The organism is Dictyoglomus turgidum DSM 6724 (assembly GCF_000021645.1).
In the GTDB taxonomy this organism is placed as follows: Bacteria; Dictyoglomota; Dictyoglomia; order Dictyoglomales; family Dictyoglomaceae; genus Dictyoglomus; species Dictyoglomus turgidum.
The window spans coordinates 860,297-877,973 of the sequence record NC_011661.1; the positions used below are offsets into that span (position 1 = coordinate 860,297).

Here is a 17,677-nt window from a genome sequence, read left to right on the forward strand (position 1 = left end):
AGGTTGAAATTATGAAAAAGAGGCTGATTATTATATTCATAATAGTAATTCTAATAGGAATTGGGGTTTGGTGGGGGTTTGGAAGATCTAAGAATAATGAGAAAAATAGTTCTATTCTCAATACTTATACAGTAAGAAGAGGAGATTTGCTTGTTACGGTCTCGGGAAGCGGAACTTTGGAGGCTGAAAGAAGTCTTGATATTACAAGCAAGGTTTCAGGAACAGTTATATACGTAGTTGAAGAAGGCACAAGGGTTAAGGAAGGAGATATTTTAGTAAAAATTGATCCAACAGATTATCAAAATACCTATCAACAAGCTTTGATCACTTACAAGAACTACGAGAATTCTTATGAGCAAGCACGATTAAATTATGATACCCAAAAGAGGCAGCTTGAGAAAAATCTTAAAGATGCTCAAATAAGTAGGGATAATGCATACATAGAGTATCAGAATGCAAAAAATAATTTAGAAAGAACTGAAGAATTGTTTAAGAAAGGTTTTGCTTCTCAAAGCGATTTAGATACTGCGAGATTTAATTTTGAAAAAGCTAAAAACTCTATAACTCAGGCAGAGAATAACCTAAAATTAATAAAAGAAAATTATGATACTCAATTAAAAACTTTACAAAGGGATCTGGAGGCAAGCAAACTTTCTTTAGAAAAAGCGAAAATAGATCTTTCGAATGCTAAGAGAAATTTAGATAATACTATAATTAGAGCTCCTTTTTCAGGTATTGTGGCAAATGTAAATGTAGTTAAGGGCCAGAATATATCTTCAAATGTCACGTTGATGACCCTTCTTGATACTAAAAATGTGGAACTTTCTCTTGAAGTGGATGAGACCGATATAGGTAAGGTTTTTGTGGGGCTTCCTGTGAGAATATCCTTAGATGCTTTTCCTGATGAGGAATTTGAGGGTAAAGTTATTAGAATATCTCCTACAGCAACAATTTCCAATAACATCCCTATCTTTAAAGTGAGAGTTAGAGTTCCTAATAAAGATTTTAGGTTAAAAGTAGGAATGAGTGCCGATGGAGATATTATCCTTTTAGAAAGAAAGAATGTTCTTCTTGTTCCTCTTAAGGCAGTACAGAAAACCGAGAGGAGAAGTTATGTGGAGGTATTGAAACCTAATGGATCAAGGGAGTTGGTCAGAATAACCCTCGGAGAAGATGATGGGACAAATGTGGTGGTGGAAAGTGGACTGAAAGAAGGTGATGTAGTTATTGTTCCATCTTCAAGTACATCCTCTAATACTAGTAGGAATCAACAATTACAAATAAGGATTCCAGGAGTTCCTTTAAGGTAGGTGAAAGATATGTTCTTAGAAATAATAAAAATGGCTCTTCATAGTTTTTCTACAAATAAATTAAGAACATTTCTCACTACCTTAGGAATTATTATCGGAGTTGCCGCTGTGGTCACTCTTATGTCTTTGGGGGAAGGAACAAAAGCTACCATTGAGAAGCAATTTACTTCTTTGGGATCAAATTTATTAACAGTCTTTCCAAGATTCGGAAGAGGGATAGGTCTTGTAAGAGGTGCTCCAAGAAGCTCTATTACTAATGATGATTACGAGGCTTTGTCGAAAGAATTAGATCCAAATAAGGTTGTAGCTATAGTACCTTATAGTTCCAGAAATGTTCAGGTGAAATATAAGTCTGAAAATACAAATACCCAAGTAATTGGGACGTCTCCTGATTATTTAAAAGTGAGAGAAGTAAAGGTTGCTAATGGATCTTTTTTCTCTGAAGAGGAGTATAAAGCCAGCAAGAAGGTAGCGGTTTTAGGAGCATCGGTAGCAGAAACTTTATTTGGTAATGATGATCCTATTGGACAGAGCATAAAAATTGCAGGTGTTACTTTCAAAGTTGTAGGAGTACTTGAACCTCAGGGACAACTTGGAGGCTTTGCTAATCTTGATGATATGATATTTATTCCCTTAACCACTTTTCAAAGAAAGATCCAAGGTGGAAATTCTTTAAATAATATATACATTTCTGCCATAAGTCCCGATGTAATGAATGACTTGCAATCTCAAATAGAGGATATTTTGAGAAAGAGACATAAAATAACAGATCCTAATAATGATGATTTTATGGTGCAAAATCAGCTCACTATACTTTCGTCATTAAACCAGTCTATGCAGACATTAACTTTGTTTTTAGCAGGGATTGCTGCTATATCTCTCCTTGTGGGAGGAATTGGGATAATGAATATCATGCTTGTTAATGTAACGGAAAGAATAAAAGAGATAGGAATAAGGAAAGCAGTTGGAGCAAAAGCAAGGTACATATTATATCAATTTTTGACGGAGTCAGTTATTGTATCCGTTGCTGGGGGTATATTTGGAATATTAGTTGGAATTGTACTTTCTCAAGTTATAAAATCTCTATCAGGTCTTTCCGCTGTTGTAACTTTGTATCCTGTGGTATTGTCTTTTACAGTTTCTGCTCTTGTGGGAATATTCTTTGGATATTATCCAGCTTATAGGGCATCAAAACTGAATCCTATTGAAGCCTTAAGGTATGAATGAGGAGGTGGAAAGATGAGAAGGATAAAAGCGGTTTTAGGTCTTGTATTTATAATTCTTTTTTTTGTCTCTGTAGTTAATGCTCAAACAACTCAGACCCAAACTCCAAGAAGAGGTTTTATGTCTCAAGAGGTGCAATATTTGACAAGATTGATAAGAGACTTGAGAGAACTGGATAAGGATAAAAAAGTTGCCATAACAAAAGATCAGGCTAGGAAGCTTATTTCTATTCTTCAAGAGCTTGGGAAAATGAGTGAATTACCTAAAAAAGAGGCTGATAAATTTATTAGTCGCATTGAGGGGACACTTACAGATGCACAATTAACTTATCTTGATAAACTACAGATAGAGAGGCAAAAGAGAATAGAAGAAATGAGACAAAAAATGTCTCAGCAACAATCTTCCTCGCAACAGCCTCAATTTAACCCTCAGTTGAGAAATCAACAGAATTTTCAAATGAGTGAAAGAGAAAGACAAGAATTTCAAAAATTTATGGATGCTTGGAGTAAAGGAAAACCATTAAATCCTTTTTATCATTTATCTATTTATAAGAAACAACTTAACGATCTTATTGATTACTTAAAGAAAAAATAAGAAAATTAAAATGGAAAAATATTTGAGGGGGAGGTTGATGTTGATGTATATTCTTGCCTTGGATCAAGGTACTACAAGCTCAAGAGCTATTATTTTTGACCAATTGGGAAATGTTATAAGTGTGGCTCAAAAGGAATTTCCTCAAATTTTTCCGAAGTCTGGCTGGGTAGAACACAATCCATGGGATATATGGAATTCTCAAAGGGAAGTAATGATTGAGGCAATAGAAAAGGCAAAAATAAAACCTAAAGAAATTTCTACTATTGGAGTTACAAACCAAAGGGAAACTACTATTGTGTGGGACAAACATACAGGACAACCCATATATAATGCTATAGTCTGGCAATGTAGAAGAACTGCAGATTACTGTGAAGAATTAAAAAGAAATGGACTTTCAGAGGTTATTAAAGAAAAAACTGGACTTGTCATAGATGCGTATTTCTCAGGTCCTAAGATAAAGTGGATTCTTGATAATGTACCCGAGGCAAGAGAAAAGGCTGAAGAAGGAAGATTGCTTTTTGGTACTGTGGATACATGGCTTATATGGAACTTAACAGGAGGAAAAGTGCATGCTACAGACTATACTAATGCATCCAGGACTATGTTATTCAACATAAAAAATTTAGATTGGGATGATGAACTTTTGGAGATAATGAATATTCCAAGAAGCATGCTTCCTAAAACCTTCCCCTCCAGTTATTTTTATGGAGTCTGTAATATTTTTGATGGTGTGGAGATTCCCATAACAGGAATAGCGGGTGATCAGCAGGCAGCTTTGTTTGGACAGTGTGGCTTTGAAGAAGGAGTTGTGAAAAACACCTATGGAACGGGATGTTTTATCCTTCTTAATACGGGTGAAAATATTAAATATTCTTCAAAGGGATTAATAACTACTATTGCTTATGGAATTGGAGAAAAAGTTAACTATGCATTGGAGGGTAGTATTTTTATAGCAGGAGCGGTAATTCAGTGGCTGAGAGATAATCTTGGACTTATTAAGAGTTCTTCAGAAAGCGAAATCTTAGCTAAGATGGTTGAGGATAACGGTGGGGTATATTTTGTTCCAGCCTTTGTAGGGCTTGGAGCACCTTATTGGGACATGTTTGCAAGAGGTTTAATTATTGGACTTACCAGAGGGGCAAAGAAGGAACATCTGGTGAGAGCTGCTTTAGAATCCATAGCATATCAAACTAATGATGTAGTAGAGCTTATGGAGCAAGAGACAGGTATTAAAATAAAAGAATTAAGAGTGGATGGAGGTGCTTCAGCAAATAATTTTCTCATGCAGTTTCAATCAGATATTTCTAATTTAAAAGTTATAAGACCTTATATTACTGAAACTACCTCTCTTGGAGCAGCTTTTCTCGCAGGTCTTGGAGTAGGGATATGGAAAGATCTTGATGAAATTAAGAGAATTTGGAAAGAAGAAAAGGTATTTACTCCTTGTATGCCTGAGGAAAAAAGAAGATATTATTTATCAAAATGGAAGGAAGCTGTGAATAGGTCTAGAGGTTGGGATAAGGAATGATATTTTTGGAATAAAAAATAGAAAAAGCACGTCAAATGCAGTAAGAAGGTGTAAAAAGGGAGGTGGTAGACATGAAAAAGGTTGTAAAAATATTGGGGGTAGTTTTAGTACTGCTAACAATGATGTTGGCTTTTTCGTATGCTTCTTCATTTAGAAGTACGCCTGTGGTGCAAAGAGAAAGGATAAGAGTGATTGAGAGAGATAGATTAATGCTCCAAAATAGTTTGCAGTTCTCTCAGGAATTTAGGAATCTGATAAGAGAGAGGGATAGGATCCAAGCTCAGATTCAACTTCTTTTAAGAAGTGGAAAGGTAAATTCTGATGAACTTCAGAAATATTTGACTCAGTTAGAAGATATAGAGAACAAGCTTTTTGCTGAATTTAAAAAGGATCTTATAAATAATCTTTCTAATGCTCTGAAGCTCAAGGAAGAGCAAAGACAAAAAGTAGCGGAAATATTAAACAAGTATATGGATGATATTAGAAATCTGAGGATAGAATTAAGGAATAAAAATTTAGAGATGAGGGCTTTAGGTATTAATGAACAAAGTAAGCAAAGAGAGATTAAAGATAAGATACAGAAGCTAAGAAATGAGATAAGGGAAAAAAGAACTGCTATGCTCAATGAGTTGAAGCAAGTACTTGACCAAAATCAATTTAGGATCCTTACAAGAATAATGTGGAGATATAATATAAAGATTAAAGTATTCTAAATTTTTGAAAAGAAGGGAAAAATATGGAAAAAAGTATAATTAATGTAATTAAAGGAAAGTACCCCCTTTCAACTCATACCTCCCAGCCGTCTCCCCTCGGCTGGGAGGAGAAAAATAAGCTTTCTGATCAGTCTTTGATATCTTTGATAAAGAATGGAGATAAAGAGGCCTTTAATATATTAGTAAAAAGGTACGAAAAGAAGGTCTTGAACATTCTTTATCTACAATTGGGGAATATTCCTGATTTAGAGGATCTTGCTCAAGAGGTTTTTATTAAAATTTTTAAGAATATCAAGGGATTTAGAGGAGAGGCAAAGTTTTCTACTTGGATCTATAGGATTACTATGAATGTGGCTTATGATTATAAAAGGAAAAATAAAGAAATGTATTCCTTAGATGAGCCAATGAAGGAGGATGAAGAAGACACCTTTGAAAAAGTTATTCCCAGCGAAGAAGAAGATCCTCTTTCGGTAGTAGAGAGAGAGGATATAAGAAGTAAATTACAAAAATTGATAAGAGAACTTCCTAAGGAATACCAAGAGGTTTTAATTTTGCGAGAGTATGAAGGACTATCTTACGAAGAGATCTCAAATATTCTTAAATGTCCTGTGGGCACTGTAGAATCTCGCCTTTTTAGAGCAAGAAGGGAGTTAAAAGAAAAGTTGTTAAGGGAAGTAGGGAGTTATGCGTTGTAAAGAGGTAAGAAGACTTCTTTCCGCATATATAGATGGGGAAGTATCTCCCGCAAAAAGGATGGAGATAGAAGAGCATCTTTCTTATTGCCTTGAGTGTAAGAAGGAGTTGTTAACTCTTGAAAAATTAATAAAAGAACTTCATGAAATTCCTGAGATAATACCCTCGGAAGATTTCTCTAAAAGGTTATGGACCAAAATAGCCCTTGGAGATGAAAGAAACACATCTTATATCAATTGGAGGAAAATTTTTATAGTTTTGGGTACTGCTGCCATATTTTTGGGTTTGATTTTTGTTATTCAAAGCTATTTTAATCAGTTTTTGAGCAAACAAAATAATACTTATGTATATTATGAATTACATGGAAAAATGATTAATTCTACTTTTACCCGTGAAAATAACTTAGTTGAATTGGTTATATTTAGAGAATAACAATGAATAAAATTCTCTCCACCACATTAGTTGTCTTATTTTTCATTCCTATATTTGCTATTGACCCTATGGAAATAATCAAAAACTATGGTTTAAATAGTGGCAAGATTTCCTATGAGGGGATAGAAGTGTCGATCTTGTTTGATAATCCTGATTTTCCAAAAACAAGTATGGCAAAGGTTATTGCTAACGGCAAATATATGGTCAGGAGAGATTTTCTTTCTCCTCCCTTTATGCTCGGAAGAATCAACATAGATGATGGAAAGTTTCAATATGATTTTGATCCTAAGAAGAATTTGGTTAAGATCTCTCCCTCAAGTACTATCTTTTTAAATAAAGACGAAATAAATAAGAGGTTAAATCTTATTAAAAAGAATTTCTCTACTAAATTAGAGAGAGAAGAGGTATATCTTGGAAGAAAGGTTTATGTTTTGACTATTAGTTCTGTATATACTAAAAAGGTTGTTTTAAGGCTTTGGATTGATAAAGATAAGTATATTCCTTTAAGAATTGACAAATATAATAGTGATGGAGTTTTGATTGGAAGAATAATGTTTGTTGAGATAGGCTTTAATCCTAAATTGCAAAATGATCTATTTGATTCGAATATCCTTAAGGATAAAAATGTGAAAATGGAGGAAACAAAATTAAGGGAAGAGAAATTAGAAAATGCAAGTGTGCCTTCGGAACTTTCCTTAGGATATTCCCTTATTAAGTATTATACCATATGGGAGAGAGATGATAAGTTTACTCATTACTTCAAGTATACTGACGGCTTAAATGATGCGTCTCTTTTTAAGGGATTAATGCCTTTTAAGCTTCCAGGAAAACCTACGGATATAGATAATTTTCATGTCTTTTATGATTCTAATGTTTTGTGGAAGTCTATTTCTTGGGTTGATGGAGATAATTTTTACTTGCTCATAGGCGATTTTCCAAAGGATTATTTAAGTAAAATAATTTCTACTTTTATAAAAGATCCTGTTGTTAAATAAATACCTCCTAAGGAAACAATGGTTTGGACATTTCTTGCAACTTCTCTTTCCGTGTTCTACAATTAAAGCATGATATTCTTGAAAGAGCTGATATATGGGAAATAGAGAATTGTGAAATATTTTTTGCCAATCCTCATAAGGTAGGTCAAAGCTACCTATTCCTAAGCATGAAAAAATCCTCTTTGTATAATTGTCTATCACAAAGACAGGCCTGTTGAAAACGTAAAGTAAAATTGAATCTACAGTTTCTTTTCCTAAACCTTTTATCTTAAGTAACTCTTCTCTTAATTCTCTGGTAGGATTTCTATTCATGGCTAAAAGATCTCCGTGGTATTCTTTTACAAAATAATTGATAAAATTCTTTAATCTTTGAGCCTTTATTTTATAGAAACCTACTGGTTTTATTAATACAGAGAGTTTTTCCTCGTTAAGGGAATAAAGTTTAAAAGGATCAAGCAAATTTTCCTCTTTGAGATTTCTTATAGCTTTTTCCACGTTTCTCCAGTTAGTAGCTTGAGTCAAAATTGCACCAATGATTACCTCAAAAGGTGTATCTGCAGGCCACCAGTATTGAGGTCCATATTTGTCAAAAAGTACTTTAAAAATGTCTTCAATTAGGTTCAATGTCTAAAGTGTCTTGAAGATATCATTACTAAGATGATTCCGTGTCTTTCGGCTGCTTCTATGACCTCGTTGTCCCTTATAGAACCTCCAGGTTGTATTATGGCTTTTATTCCGTATTTTGCTGCTATTTCTATAGAATCTGGGAAAGGAAAGAAGGCGTCTGATGCAAGGTAGGCTCCTTTAGCTTTTTCTCCTGCTTGTTCTAAAGCAATTTTTACTGAATTTACTCTATTCATTTGTCCCGCTCCTATGCCTAAGGTTTGCTTCTCTTTACTTACTACGATAGCATTTGATTTAACATGTTTTACCACTTTTAGTGCAAATATTAATTCTTCTATATCCTTTTCTGTGGGCTTATGGGATGTCTTAACCTCATGGTTATCAAAGAGGATTCTGTTAAAGGTCTGGATTAAAAATCCCCTTCTAAGGGATCTTATCTCAAAGGGGTTTTCTAATATATCTTCTCTATATCTTAAGACCCTTAGATTTTTCTTTTGAGAAAAGATCTTTAAGGCTTCTTCTTTGTAAGAAGGCGCTACTATGACTTCAAAAAAGTGTTTTATAACTTCTTTTGCCAAATCCTCTCCCACTTCAAAATTACATGCTATGATTCCTCCATAGGCTGAAACAGGATCCCCTTCAAAGGCTTTAATAAAAGCCCTTAAAGTATCATTGTCAGAAGCAACACCACAAGGGTTATTATGTTTTATTATAGCTACAGTAGGTTCGTTAAATTCTTTTATTAGGTTCCAGGCAGAGTCAGTATCTAACAAATTATTGTATGAAAGCTCTTTTCCCTGGTATTGAATAAAAGGTGGGTCTTCATCATCTAACATGTAAAATCCTGCTTTTTGTTGGGGATTTTCCCCATACCTTAGGTCTAATTTTTTAGTGAGATAAAGGGCAATATTCTCTTCTAAATTTTGAGCAAGATAGCCTGATATAATATTGTCATAAATACTGGTTAAAGAAAAGGCTCTTATAGCCATTTTTCTTCTAAATTCTATATCATCTCCACCCTTTTCTAAATAATCTATAACTTCCTCATAATATTTGGGGGATGGAACTACAAGTACATGAGGAAAATTTTTAGCTGCAGCTCTAAGAAGTGAAACTCCACCAATATCTATATTCTCAAGAGCTTCTTCTAAGGTTACATTTTCTTTTTTTATTACTTGCTGGAAAGGATATAGATTGCATACTACTATATTAATAACAGGTATACTTTCTTTCTCAAGATCCTCTATGTCCTTTGGATTATCTCTTCTTGCTAATATTCCTGCAAATATTTTGGGATGTAGGGTTTTAACTCTTCCTCCAATAAGTTCAGAGAAGCCTGTAATTTCTGAGGTTTCTTTTACTTTAAAGCCATATTCCCTAAGATATTTTGCAGTAGAGGATGTGGCAATAAGACCATATCCTAGATTTACTATTTTGTTACAAAGTTTTTCAAGGTCTGTCTTATCCCAAACGCTGATAAGAGCGTACTTCATTTTTCTACAGACCCTCCTATAACTCTATTTATTGTTTTTTAAATTCATCAGGGTTTAAATCTTGAAGAAGCTTAGTTAATTCTTCTTCAGCACTATACTCCTCCACAAAGCCTGCTTCTTCTATGAGTTTTGAATCCACATAGATGGGAGAATTTGTTCTTAAAGCAAGAGCCATGGCGTCCGATGGTCTTGAGTCTACCTCTAAGGTTTTATCATCTATATTTATATAAATAGTTGCGTAAAAAGTGTTTTCTTTTAAAGAGTGAATAAATACTTTCTCTACTTTAGCATCTAATGCTTCAATTATGTTTTTCATAAGATCATGAGTAAGAGGTCTTCCTATATCTATCTTTTCAAGGGCGATTGCGATAGCATTGGCTTCAAAAGGACCTATCCATATAGGAAGAAATCTTTTGCCTTCGCTCTTTTCACGGAGTATTACGACAAACTGGTTTGTTTGTGGGTCTAAACTTAATCCTGCTACGTAAACCTCTACCATCATAAAGTTCACCTCTTTTTGGTAGATGTTTCTTTTATATTAACTTAAATATCTTGTTTTGTAAATTATTGTGGTATAATTCAATTCTGTATGGAAAGTAAAGAAATTAAAGGGTTCTTTATCCTTATACTGGTAACTTTTATTTGGGGTAGTACTTTTTCTTTTACAAAGATTGCTCTTAAGGTGTTCACACCCTTTTTTCTTCTTTTCCTTAGGTTTCTTTTTGGAGCTTTATTTTTATTTTTATTTTTAAAACTTAAAAAACAAAGAATATCTGTAAACCGGTCAGGTATTATTCTTGGATTGATAAATTTTAGCGCTATTGCTTTTCAAACCTTTGGACTGCAATATACCACTGCTACTAAAACCGCCTTTATTACTGGTATTTCAATTCTCTTAGTACCTTTCTTTGAGAAGTTCATTTTTAAGAACAAAATTTATTGGAATTTATGGCTTGCTGTAATTATAGGGTTTATAGGGCTTATTTTTTTAACCACAGATTTTTCAGTGGTTTCTAAAATTAATTGGGGAGATTTCTTGGTGTTTATATGTGCTGTATTATATGCTCTCCAGATTGTGTATATTTCTTATGTGGTGGAACATAGAGAAGTATTTGATCTGGCTTTTTCTGAGATTTTGTTTACTGCCATATTTTCTTTTTTGTTTTTTTTGTTCTTTGAACCAAGAAATCTCCCCTTATATTTTATTTTTCAAAATTCTTTGCCTATTGTTTACTTAGGAGTTGTTGCTACAGCTTTTACTCTGACTCTGCAACTTATTGGTCAAAAGTATGTACCTCCTACTAAATCTGCTTTAATATACAATTTAGAACCAGTTTTTGCTACATTATTTGCCTTTATACTTCTTTCTGAAAAATTGACTCATCTTCAAATCATAGGAGCTCTTTTGATACTTATGTCTTTATTTATCTCTATCCCTTCATCTTTTCAAAATAAGTCCTGATGAGGGATATGGATAACAATATATAAGTTATTATGGAGTTTATTCCTGCTTTTATTAAATTAAAGGGAATAATGACAGGAAAAATTAATGGATAAATAGTATTTCTTGGTACCCCTAAATATATAGGGGTGAATATGATATTTGCCACAGCCATAACTATAGCCATACTAATGGTTCCAAATGTAAGACCTAATATTAAATTCTTAGTCTTTGTGTAGACATAGCCTGATACGACAATTAATGTGCCTGAGGCTAAAAAATGCATTAATGCTCCAATGGGACCTCCTTGTCCAGTTAGAACTGCCATTAATATAGCTACAATTAGGGTTGCAAGTATACCGTGAGATATTCCTACTTGGGTTGAGATTAGTATTAATGGAATATCTCCTGGATCATAGAGTAGATATGGGGCTTGGGGAAGAATGGGGAAATAGATAGTGATGGAAAGAATGATTGATAATGCAGTAAGGATTGACACAAATACAAGTTTTTTAGTACCCATGATCTTACCTCCTTTTTGTTTTTTATATAAAAAAAGCCCTGAAGGTATATACCTTCAGGGCTTTTTTATCAAAAAATTAAATTACCTTCTCCCATCCGGACTATACCGTCGGCTCTGGATTCTCACCAGATCTGCAAGCCCTTTAGGCTTGCTCGCAGGCTTAGGTATCCCCATATTTGGAGATACCATCACTGCCGGTCGGGAATTGAGAGGAACTTTTATTGTTCCTCTCTCACCCTGCCCCGAAGGTAATTTTTTAAGATTATATACAAAAATTTATCTCGATTCAATATCAAGAGACAGACTTAAGGGGTAGGCTATTACTCCTATCGTTCCTGGTCCTGAGTGTACGCTTAGTGCTGCACTTAGCTTATTCACTATTATGTCTCTTAACTCAAATACTTTTGAAATCTCTTCTTTTATTTTGTTTATCTCTTCCATGGCATTTGCATGTAAAAATCCCACATTTAAAACTTTATTATCTTTAAAAAAGTCTTGCATATGAGAAACTATTCTTTGATATGTTTTTAATCTTCCTACGGCTTTATCTAAAGCGACCAAAACCCCTTCGGGATTCACCGAGATTATGGGATTTATTTTCAAAACTTCTGCAAGAAGATATTGGGCTTTTCCTATTCTTCCTCCAGCTGCAAGAAATTTAAGAGTGTCATTTGTAAAAGCATGGAATAAATTTTCTCTGATTTTACTGATATGTTTTATAGTCTCTTTAATATTCCATCCGTTAAGAGATGCTTTTGCTGCTTCTATTACCATAAAGCCGGTACCCAAAGATACACTTTTTGAATCTATGACTTCTATTTCGTAATTTGGATTTTCTTCTTTAAGGATCTGCTTTGCAGTATTTGCTGATTGAAAGGCTCCGCTTCCCCATGAAGTCATGTGGATGCTTAACACTTTTTTTCCTTTTTCCAATATTTTTTTAAAAGCCTCATAGTACTCTCCAACTCCAGGACAGGCGGTCTTAGGTAATTTGGATAAATCTTCAAGGTTCTCCATATAATTCCAAATATATTCCGGAGTTATATCTACATTCTCCTGAAAAGCTTTTTCTTGCAGGTGTATGTAATAGGGTATTACTTCTATTTCCAATTCTTTGCTAATTTCTTCTGGTATATCGGCAGTACTATCGGTTACCACTTTAAATTGTATTTTTGTATTATTGTTCATTAAGTATCCTCCTAAAACTAATTTTTAGAATTGTCTTATTATATTATATATTTGGGTATATATAAAGCATTGCTTTGAAAATGTTTAAATTGTCTCTTTCATTTTTATATGAGTTTGGATATAATTACTAAGTGTAAAAACGTTTTTCTAAGGGAGGTAAAGCAATGGAGGAAAAAGAAATCTTAAAGAAAGTTAGAGATTTAATTTCAAAAATGACCCTTGAGGAAAAAATTGCTCAGCTACAGTCGGTTTTTGGGAAAGAGTTAGTGGATGAGAGTGGCAATTTTTCTGAGGAGAAGGCGGAGAAACTTTTAAAGAATGGGATTGGACAAATCTCTCGAGTGGCAGGAGAAAAAGGAATGGATCCAGAAAGGGCTGTTGAACTTGCTAATAAAATTCAGAAATTTTTAAAGGAGAAAACAAGACTTGGTATTCCTGCAATAATTCATGAAGAATGTCTTAGTGGATTTATGGCAAAGGGGGCAACAGTATTTCCTCAGGCTATTGGTATGGCAAGCACTTTTGAACCTGAACTCATAAGAAGAGTAAGTGATGTTATAAGACAGCATATGAGAGCAGCTAATGTGCATCAAGGGCTTTCCCCTGTTCTTGATATTCCAAGAGATCCAAGATGGGGTAGGACAGAAGAGACCTTTGGAGAAGATCCTTATCTTGTGTCCAGAATGGCTGCAGAGTATGTAAAGGGGCTTCAAGGAGAAGATTGGAGAGAAGGAATTATTGCTACAGTTAAACATTTTACAGCTTACGGTATTTCTGAGGGGGCAAGAAATTTGGGCCCTGCTAAGGTTGGAGAAAGAGAGCTTAGAGAAGTATTTTTATTCCCCTTTGAGGTAGCAATAAAAGAGGGTCAAGCTGGTTCTTTGATGAATGCATATCATGAGATAGATGGTGTACCTTGTGCTTCATCAAAATTTTTGTTAACAAAGATTCTAAGATGGGAATGGGGTTTTAAAGGTTATGTAGTATCTGATTATATCGCTATAAGAATGTTAGAAAATTTTCATAGAGTAGCAAAAGATGCAAAAGAAGCAGCTGTTCTTGCTTTAGAAGCTGGAATTGATATTGAATTACCAAGCGTGGACTGTTATGGAGAGCCTTTGATTCAAGCAGTAAAAGAAGGACTTATTTCTGAAGAAGTTATAAATGCATCTGTTGAAAGAGTTCTAAGGGCAAAATTTATGCTCGGATTATTTGATGGTGATTTAGAGAAGGATCCTAAGAAAGTGTATGATATTTTTGATAAACCGGAGTTTAGAGAATTATCAAGAGAGGTTGCAAGAAGGTCTATAGTGCTCCTTAAGAATGACGGAATATTACCTCTTTCTAAGAATATTAGAACAGTTGCAGTGATTGGCCCTAATGCAGATAATCCCAGAAATCTACACGGAGATTATAGTTATACTGCTCATATACCATCAGTATCGGAAACCCTTGAGGGAGTAAAGATACCTGAGGAATGTGCGGTAAGAACAGTAAGTATTCTTGAAGGAATTAAGAATAAAGTATCAGCTGAAACTCAAGTTTTATATGCTAAGGGTTGTGAAATTCTTAGTGATTCTAAAGAGGGATTTGACGAGGCAATAGAGATTGCTAAGAGGGCTGATGTGATTATAGCGGTAATGGGTGAGGAAAGCGGTTTGTTCCACAGAGGAATCTCTGGTGAAGGTAATGATAGAACAACTCTTGAACTTTTTGGAATACAGAGAGACCTGTTAAGAGAACTTCATAAACTTGGTAAACCTATTGTTCTTGTACTTGTTAATGGGAGACCTCAGGCATTAAAGTGGGAGCATGAAAATCTCAATGCGATATTAGAAGCATGGTATCCAGGTGAAGAAGGTGGAGATGCTGTAGCTGATGTAATTTTTGGAGATTATAATCCATCTGGAAAATTACCTATTTCTTTTCCTGCTGTAACAGGACAGGTACCTGTTTACTATAATAGGAAGCCTTCAGCCTTTACCGATTATGTGGAAGAATCAGCCAAACCCTTGTATCCTTTTGGACATGGTCTCTCTTACACCACTTTTGAGTATTCTAATCTGAAGATTCATCCAGAAAAGGTGAATGCTTTAGAGAAAGTAGAAATTAGTTTTACTATTAAGAATACAGGAGTCAGAGAGGGAGAAGAAGTAGTTCAATTATATGTTCATGACCAAGTAGCGAGCTTAGAAAGACCTGTTAAGGAGTTGAAAGGATTTAAGAAAATACATCTTAAGCCTGGAGAGTCAAAAAGAGTAACCTTTATTCTTTATCCTGAGCAGCTTGCTTTCTATGATGAGTTTATGAGATTTGTTGTAGAAAAAGGTATTTTTGAGATAATGATTGGAAGCTCTTCTGAAGATATAAGACTTACAGGAACCTTTGAAGTACTTGAGACAAAAGTAATAACAGAAAAAAGAAAATTTGCAAGTGAGATTAAAGTAGAGTAGGTATAAAAAGGGGGAGAATTAACTCCCCCTCTTCTTTTTTCTTATATCCCCTAGAAATATGGTCTTGATCCTCTATTGACTATTTGTGTTAAATATGATACCTTTTAATTAAAAGTGGTATTAAATTGGTTGAAATATGAAAATTTCCCCTTTGATTAAAGAGAAAATTAAAGAGGAACTCTTAAAGATAATTGAAAAGAATAGGAAAGAGGATTATGTAAAATTATCCTCTGAGAGGGAACTTGCTCAAACTTTTAATGTAAGTAGAACTACCATAAGAAGCGTAATGAAGGAACTCATAGAAGAAGGGATAATAGTACAATTTCAAGGAAAAGGAACTTATATTGTCCCCAAAAAGGAGAAACATGTGTATGTTTTGAATTCTCCCGATTTAAAAACTGAAGATCCTTTTTATTCTAAATTTTTTGTGGCTCTAACAAATAGGCTTACTGAGAGGGGTTTTAGCTTGAATTTTATATCTATGGACAAGGTAATAAAAAACCGAAATAGAGACATTCCGTTATTACTGGTAGGTTTGATTAATGACGAATCCATTGAAAAACTCAAAGAGAAATTCCAATATTTAATTTCTATTGAGCAGTACTTCAATCATGATAAGATTATTCAAATTTCTGTAGATGATTATAAGATAGGCTGGTCTGCGGCTGAAGCCTTTATTAAGAGAAAACATAATTATATTATACATCTTTGTGGTCCAGAAAGATATACTGCAGCTCGTTTAAGGAAATTAGGTTTCTTGGATAGGGTGAAAATTGAAGAAGGTATAAAGTATGAGATAATTGAAGGTAAAATGAACTATAAATCTGGTTATGAGCTTGGAGAGAAAATCTTAGACATTTTTAATAATGAGAGGAAGAGTAAAATTGGCATCTTTGCGGCAAATGATTGGATGGCTATAGGTTTAATTCAGAGATTAAAAGAATCTGGAATTTTAGTGGGTAAAGAATTGAGCATAATTGGATGTGATGATATTCCATTAGCCAAAGAGGTTGTTCCTAACTTAACTACTTTTAAGTGGGATGTGGAAAAAATTATAAGCGAAATAATAGAGCTTTTGGATGATATAATAAACAAAAAGAAAATTATTTCTAATAAACGAGTTTTAGTATCTGCTAAGCTTATTATAAGAGAAACACTGATGAATTGATAGGTGGTTTTAAATTGGTACAAGGGGAGGTGAAAAGAAAAAAATTAAAAAAATAAATAGCTTTTCCAATAAACCTTTTGAAAGGGGGTTCACTATGAGAAAGTTAAGTTATGTGCTAATGTTGATTTCTTTGATGCTTCTTTTCCTTAGTTTGACAGGTGCTCAAACTAATAAGATTACTGTCTGGTGCTCTGAAAAACAAGTGGATATCCTCCAGAGATTAGGAGAGGAGTTTAAGGCAAAATACGGTGTCAGTGTTGACGTTCAGTATGTGGAATTTGGTTCTATTAAGCCTAACTTTTTGACTGCTGCCCCTCAAGGTAAAGGTGCAGATGTGATTGTAGGTGCCCATGATTGGGTAGGAGAACTTGTAGTAAACGGCTTATTAGAACCAATAGCTCAATTTAAAGACCAAAATCAATTTTACACTACTGCTTTGAATGCTTTTTCTTATGGTGGTAAGCTTTATGGATTACCCTACGCTATGGAGGCTATTGCACTAATCTACAATAAAGATTATGTAAAACTGCCTCCTTCAACCTTTGATGCTTTAATCTCAACGGCTAAAAGGATAGATACTGCTTATAAAGGAAAAGTAAGAGGCTTTATAACCAGTGGAGCAGAATTCTATTATGTGGCACCTGTTCTTTTCGGTTATGGAGGATATGTATTTAAGGAAACATCAAAAGGCCTTGATGTCTCTGATATTGGGCTTGCAAATCCTGGTGCTATAAAGGGTGCAAAACTTTGGAAGAGGCTATTTGACGAAAAGATTTTGACTCCTGGAGATAACTATCAGATAATGGATTCAATGTTTAAAGAAGGAAAAGCAGCAATGATAATTAATGGTCCATGGGCAGTGAAAGCTTATAAGGATGCGGGTATAAACTATGGAGTAGCAGTAATTCCAAGCTTAGAAAAAGGGGTTGTAGCAAAACCTTTCGTAGGAGTTCAAGGTTTCATGATAAATGCAAAATCTCCTAATAAGATTCTTGCAAGGGATTTTGTACTCAATTATATAGCCACAAAAGATACCATGTATAAGATTTATCTTGCTGATCCAAGAATTCCTGCAAGAAAAGATGTTCTTGCTATGATTAAGGATAATCCAGATATTGTTGGTTTTACAAAGAGTGCAGCAAATGGTATACCTATGCCTAATGTTCCTGAGATGGCCTTTGTTTGGAGTGCTATGAATGATGCTCTTAATCTAATTGTAAATGGTAAAGCAACTCCTGAGGAAGCTTTAGAAAATGCAGTAAAAGCTATAAAAGCTCAAATTAAGAGATAGAAAAAAG

17 protein-coding genes and 1 riboswitch are annotated in these 17,677 nt (G+C 34.1%); of the genes, 12 read left to right on the top strand and 5 right to left on the bottom strand.

Translation table 11 applies throughout. The annotated features are described in order from the left end of the window. Positions 1-11 precede the first annotated feature (11 nt). The 8 genes from DTUR_RS04260 (at position 12) to DTUR_RS04295 (ending at position 7,489) form a co-directional block, all read left to right on the top strand. On the top strand, positions 12-1,310 hold the full coding sequence (locus DTUR_RS04260) for an efflux RND transporter periplasmic adaptor subunit (RefSeq protein WP_012583203.1): 1,299 nt from the start codon (positions 12-14) through the stop codon (positions 1,308-1,310). 9 nt (positions 1,311-1,319) lie between these two features. Continuing rightward, positions 1,320-2,537, top strand: a complete 1,218-nt coding sequence (locus tag DTUR_RS04265; protein ID WP_012583204.1) for an ABC transporter permease — start codon at positions 1,320-1,322, stop codon at positions 2,535-2,537. Positions 2,538-2,549: 12 nt separating this feature from the next. Next, complete coding sequence (locus DTUR_RS04270) at positions 2,550-3,128, top strand: hypothetical protein (protein WP_012583205.1); 579 nt, start codon at positions 2,550-2,552, stop codon at positions 3,126-3,128. 37 nt (positions 3,129-3,165) lie between these two features. After that, positions 3,166-4,656, top strand: a complete 1,491-nt coding sequence (gene glpK, locus DTUR_RS04275; RefSeq protein WP_273334319.1) for a glycerol kinase GlpK — start codon at positions 3,166-3,168, stop codon at positions 4,654-4,656. A 71-nt stretch (positions 4,657-4,727) separates the two neighbouring features. Continuing rightward, positions 4,728-5,369, top strand: coding sequence for a Spy/CpxP family protein refolding chaperone (locus DTUR_RS04280; protein WP_012583207.1), 642 nt, complete (start codon positions 4,728-4,730; stop codon positions 5,367-5,369). A gap of 23 nt (positions 5,370-5,392) precedes the next feature. Further along, positions 5,393-6,064, top strand: coding sequence for an RNA polymerase sigma factor (locus DTUR_RS04285; RefSeq protein ID WP_012583208.1), 672 nt, complete (start codon positions 5,393-5,395; stop codon positions 6,062-6,064). Next, complete coding sequence (locus DTUR_RS04290) at positions 6,054-6,494, top strand: anti-sigma factor family protein (RefSeq protein ID WP_012583209.1); 441 nt, start codon at positions 6,054-6,056, stop codon at positions 6,492-6,494. Before DTUR_RS04285 ends, DTUR_RS04290 begins: the two co-directional genes overlap by 11 nt. 2 nt (positions 6,495-6,496) lie before the next feature. Then, positions 6,497-7,489: a sigma-E factor regulatory protein RseB domain-containing protein gene (locus DTUR_RS04295; protein WP_012583210.1), complete on the top strand. Its 993-nt coding sequence runs from the start codon at positions 6,497-6,499 to the stop codon at positions 7,487-7,489. On the opposite strand, the gene DTUR_RS04300 is transcribed toward DTUR_RS04295, so the two are convergent. From DTUR_RS04300 to DTUR_RS04310, 3 genes are read right to left on the bottom strand one after another with little or no spacing between them, the layout of a single operon-like run. Further along, a complete protein-coding gene (locus DTUR_RS04300; RefSeq protein ID WP_012583211.1) occupies positions 7,442-8,113 on the bottom strand; it encodes an endonuclease III domain-containing protein in 672 nt (223 codons plus the stop codon). The two genes, DTUR_RS04295 and DTUR_RS04300, sit on opposite strands and share 48 nt — an antisense overlap. Continuing rightward, the gene (purH, locus tag DTUR_RS04305; RefSeq protein WP_012583212.1) at positions 8,110-9,606 is read right to left on the bottom strand and encodes a bifunctional phosphoribosylaminoimidazolecarboxamide formyltransferase/IMP cyclohydrolase; all 1,497 of its coding nucleotides are present in this window, start codon (positions 9,604-9,606) and stop codon (positions 8,110-8,112) included. Before purH ends, DTUR_RS04300 begins: the two co-directional genes overlap by 4 nt. A 28-nt stretch (positions 9,607-9,634) precedes the next feature. Further along, entirely contained in the window at positions 9,635-10,108 is a 474-nt protein-coding gene (locus DTUR_RS04310; RefSeq protein ID WP_012583213.1) for a bifunctional nuclease family protein, read from the bottom strand. An 87-nt stretch (positions 10,109-10,195) separates the two neighbouring features. Here DTUR_RS04310 and DTUR_RS04315 point away from each other — a divergent pair, with 87 nt between their 5' ends. Continuing rightward, complete coding sequence (locus tag DTUR_RS04315) at positions 10,196-11,068, top strand: DMT family transporter (RefSeq protein WP_012583214.1); 873 nt, start codon at positions 10,196-10,198, stop codon at positions 11,066-11,068. Here the strand turns inward: DTUR_RS04315 and DTUR_RS04320 are convergent. Then, a complete protein-coding gene (locus DTUR_RS04320) occupies positions 11,037-11,570 on the bottom strand; it encodes an ECF transporter S component (protein ID WP_012583215.1) in 534 nt (177 codons plus the stop codon). The two genes, DTUR_RS04315 and DTUR_RS04320, sit on opposite strands and share 32 nt — an antisense overlap. A gap of 79 nt (positions 11,571-11,649) precedes the next feature. Next, positions 11,650-11,824, bottom strand: a riboswitch (FMN riboswitch). Between the two features lie 22 nt (positions 11,825-11,846). Then, the gene (locus DTUR_RS04325) at positions 11,847-12,758 is read right to left on the bottom strand and encodes a DegV family protein (protein WP_012583216.1); all 912 of its coding nucleotides are present in this window, start codon (positions 12,756-12,758) and stop codon (positions 11,847-11,849) included. Positions 12,759-12,922: 164 nt separating this feature from the next. Here DTUR_RS04325 and DTUR_RS04330 point away from each other — a divergent pair, with 164 nt between their 5' ends. The 3 genes from DTUR_RS04330 (at position 12,923) to DTUR_RS04340 (ending at position 17,670) form a co-directional block, all read left to right on the top strand. Continuing rightward, entirely contained in the window at positions 12,923-15,211 is a 2,289-nt protein-coding gene (locus DTUR_RS04330; RefSeq protein ID WP_012583217.1) for a glycoside hydrolase family 3 N-terminal domain-containing protein, read from the top strand. Positions 15,212-15,362: 151 nt separating this feature from the next. Then, positions 15,363-16,379 (top strand): GntR family transcriptional regulator, encoded by a 1,017-nt coding sequence (locus DTUR_RS04335; protein WP_242603755.1) that lies wholly within the window; start codon positions 15,363-15,365, stop codon positions 16,377-16,379. 94 nt (positions 16,380-16,473) lie between these two features. Further along, entirely contained in the window at positions 16,474-17,670 is a 1,197-nt protein-coding gene (locus tag DTUR_RS04340; RefSeq protein WP_012583219.1) for a sugar ABC transporter substrate-binding protein, read from the top strand. The last annotated feature ends 7 nt before the right edge of the window (positions 17,671-17,677 follow it).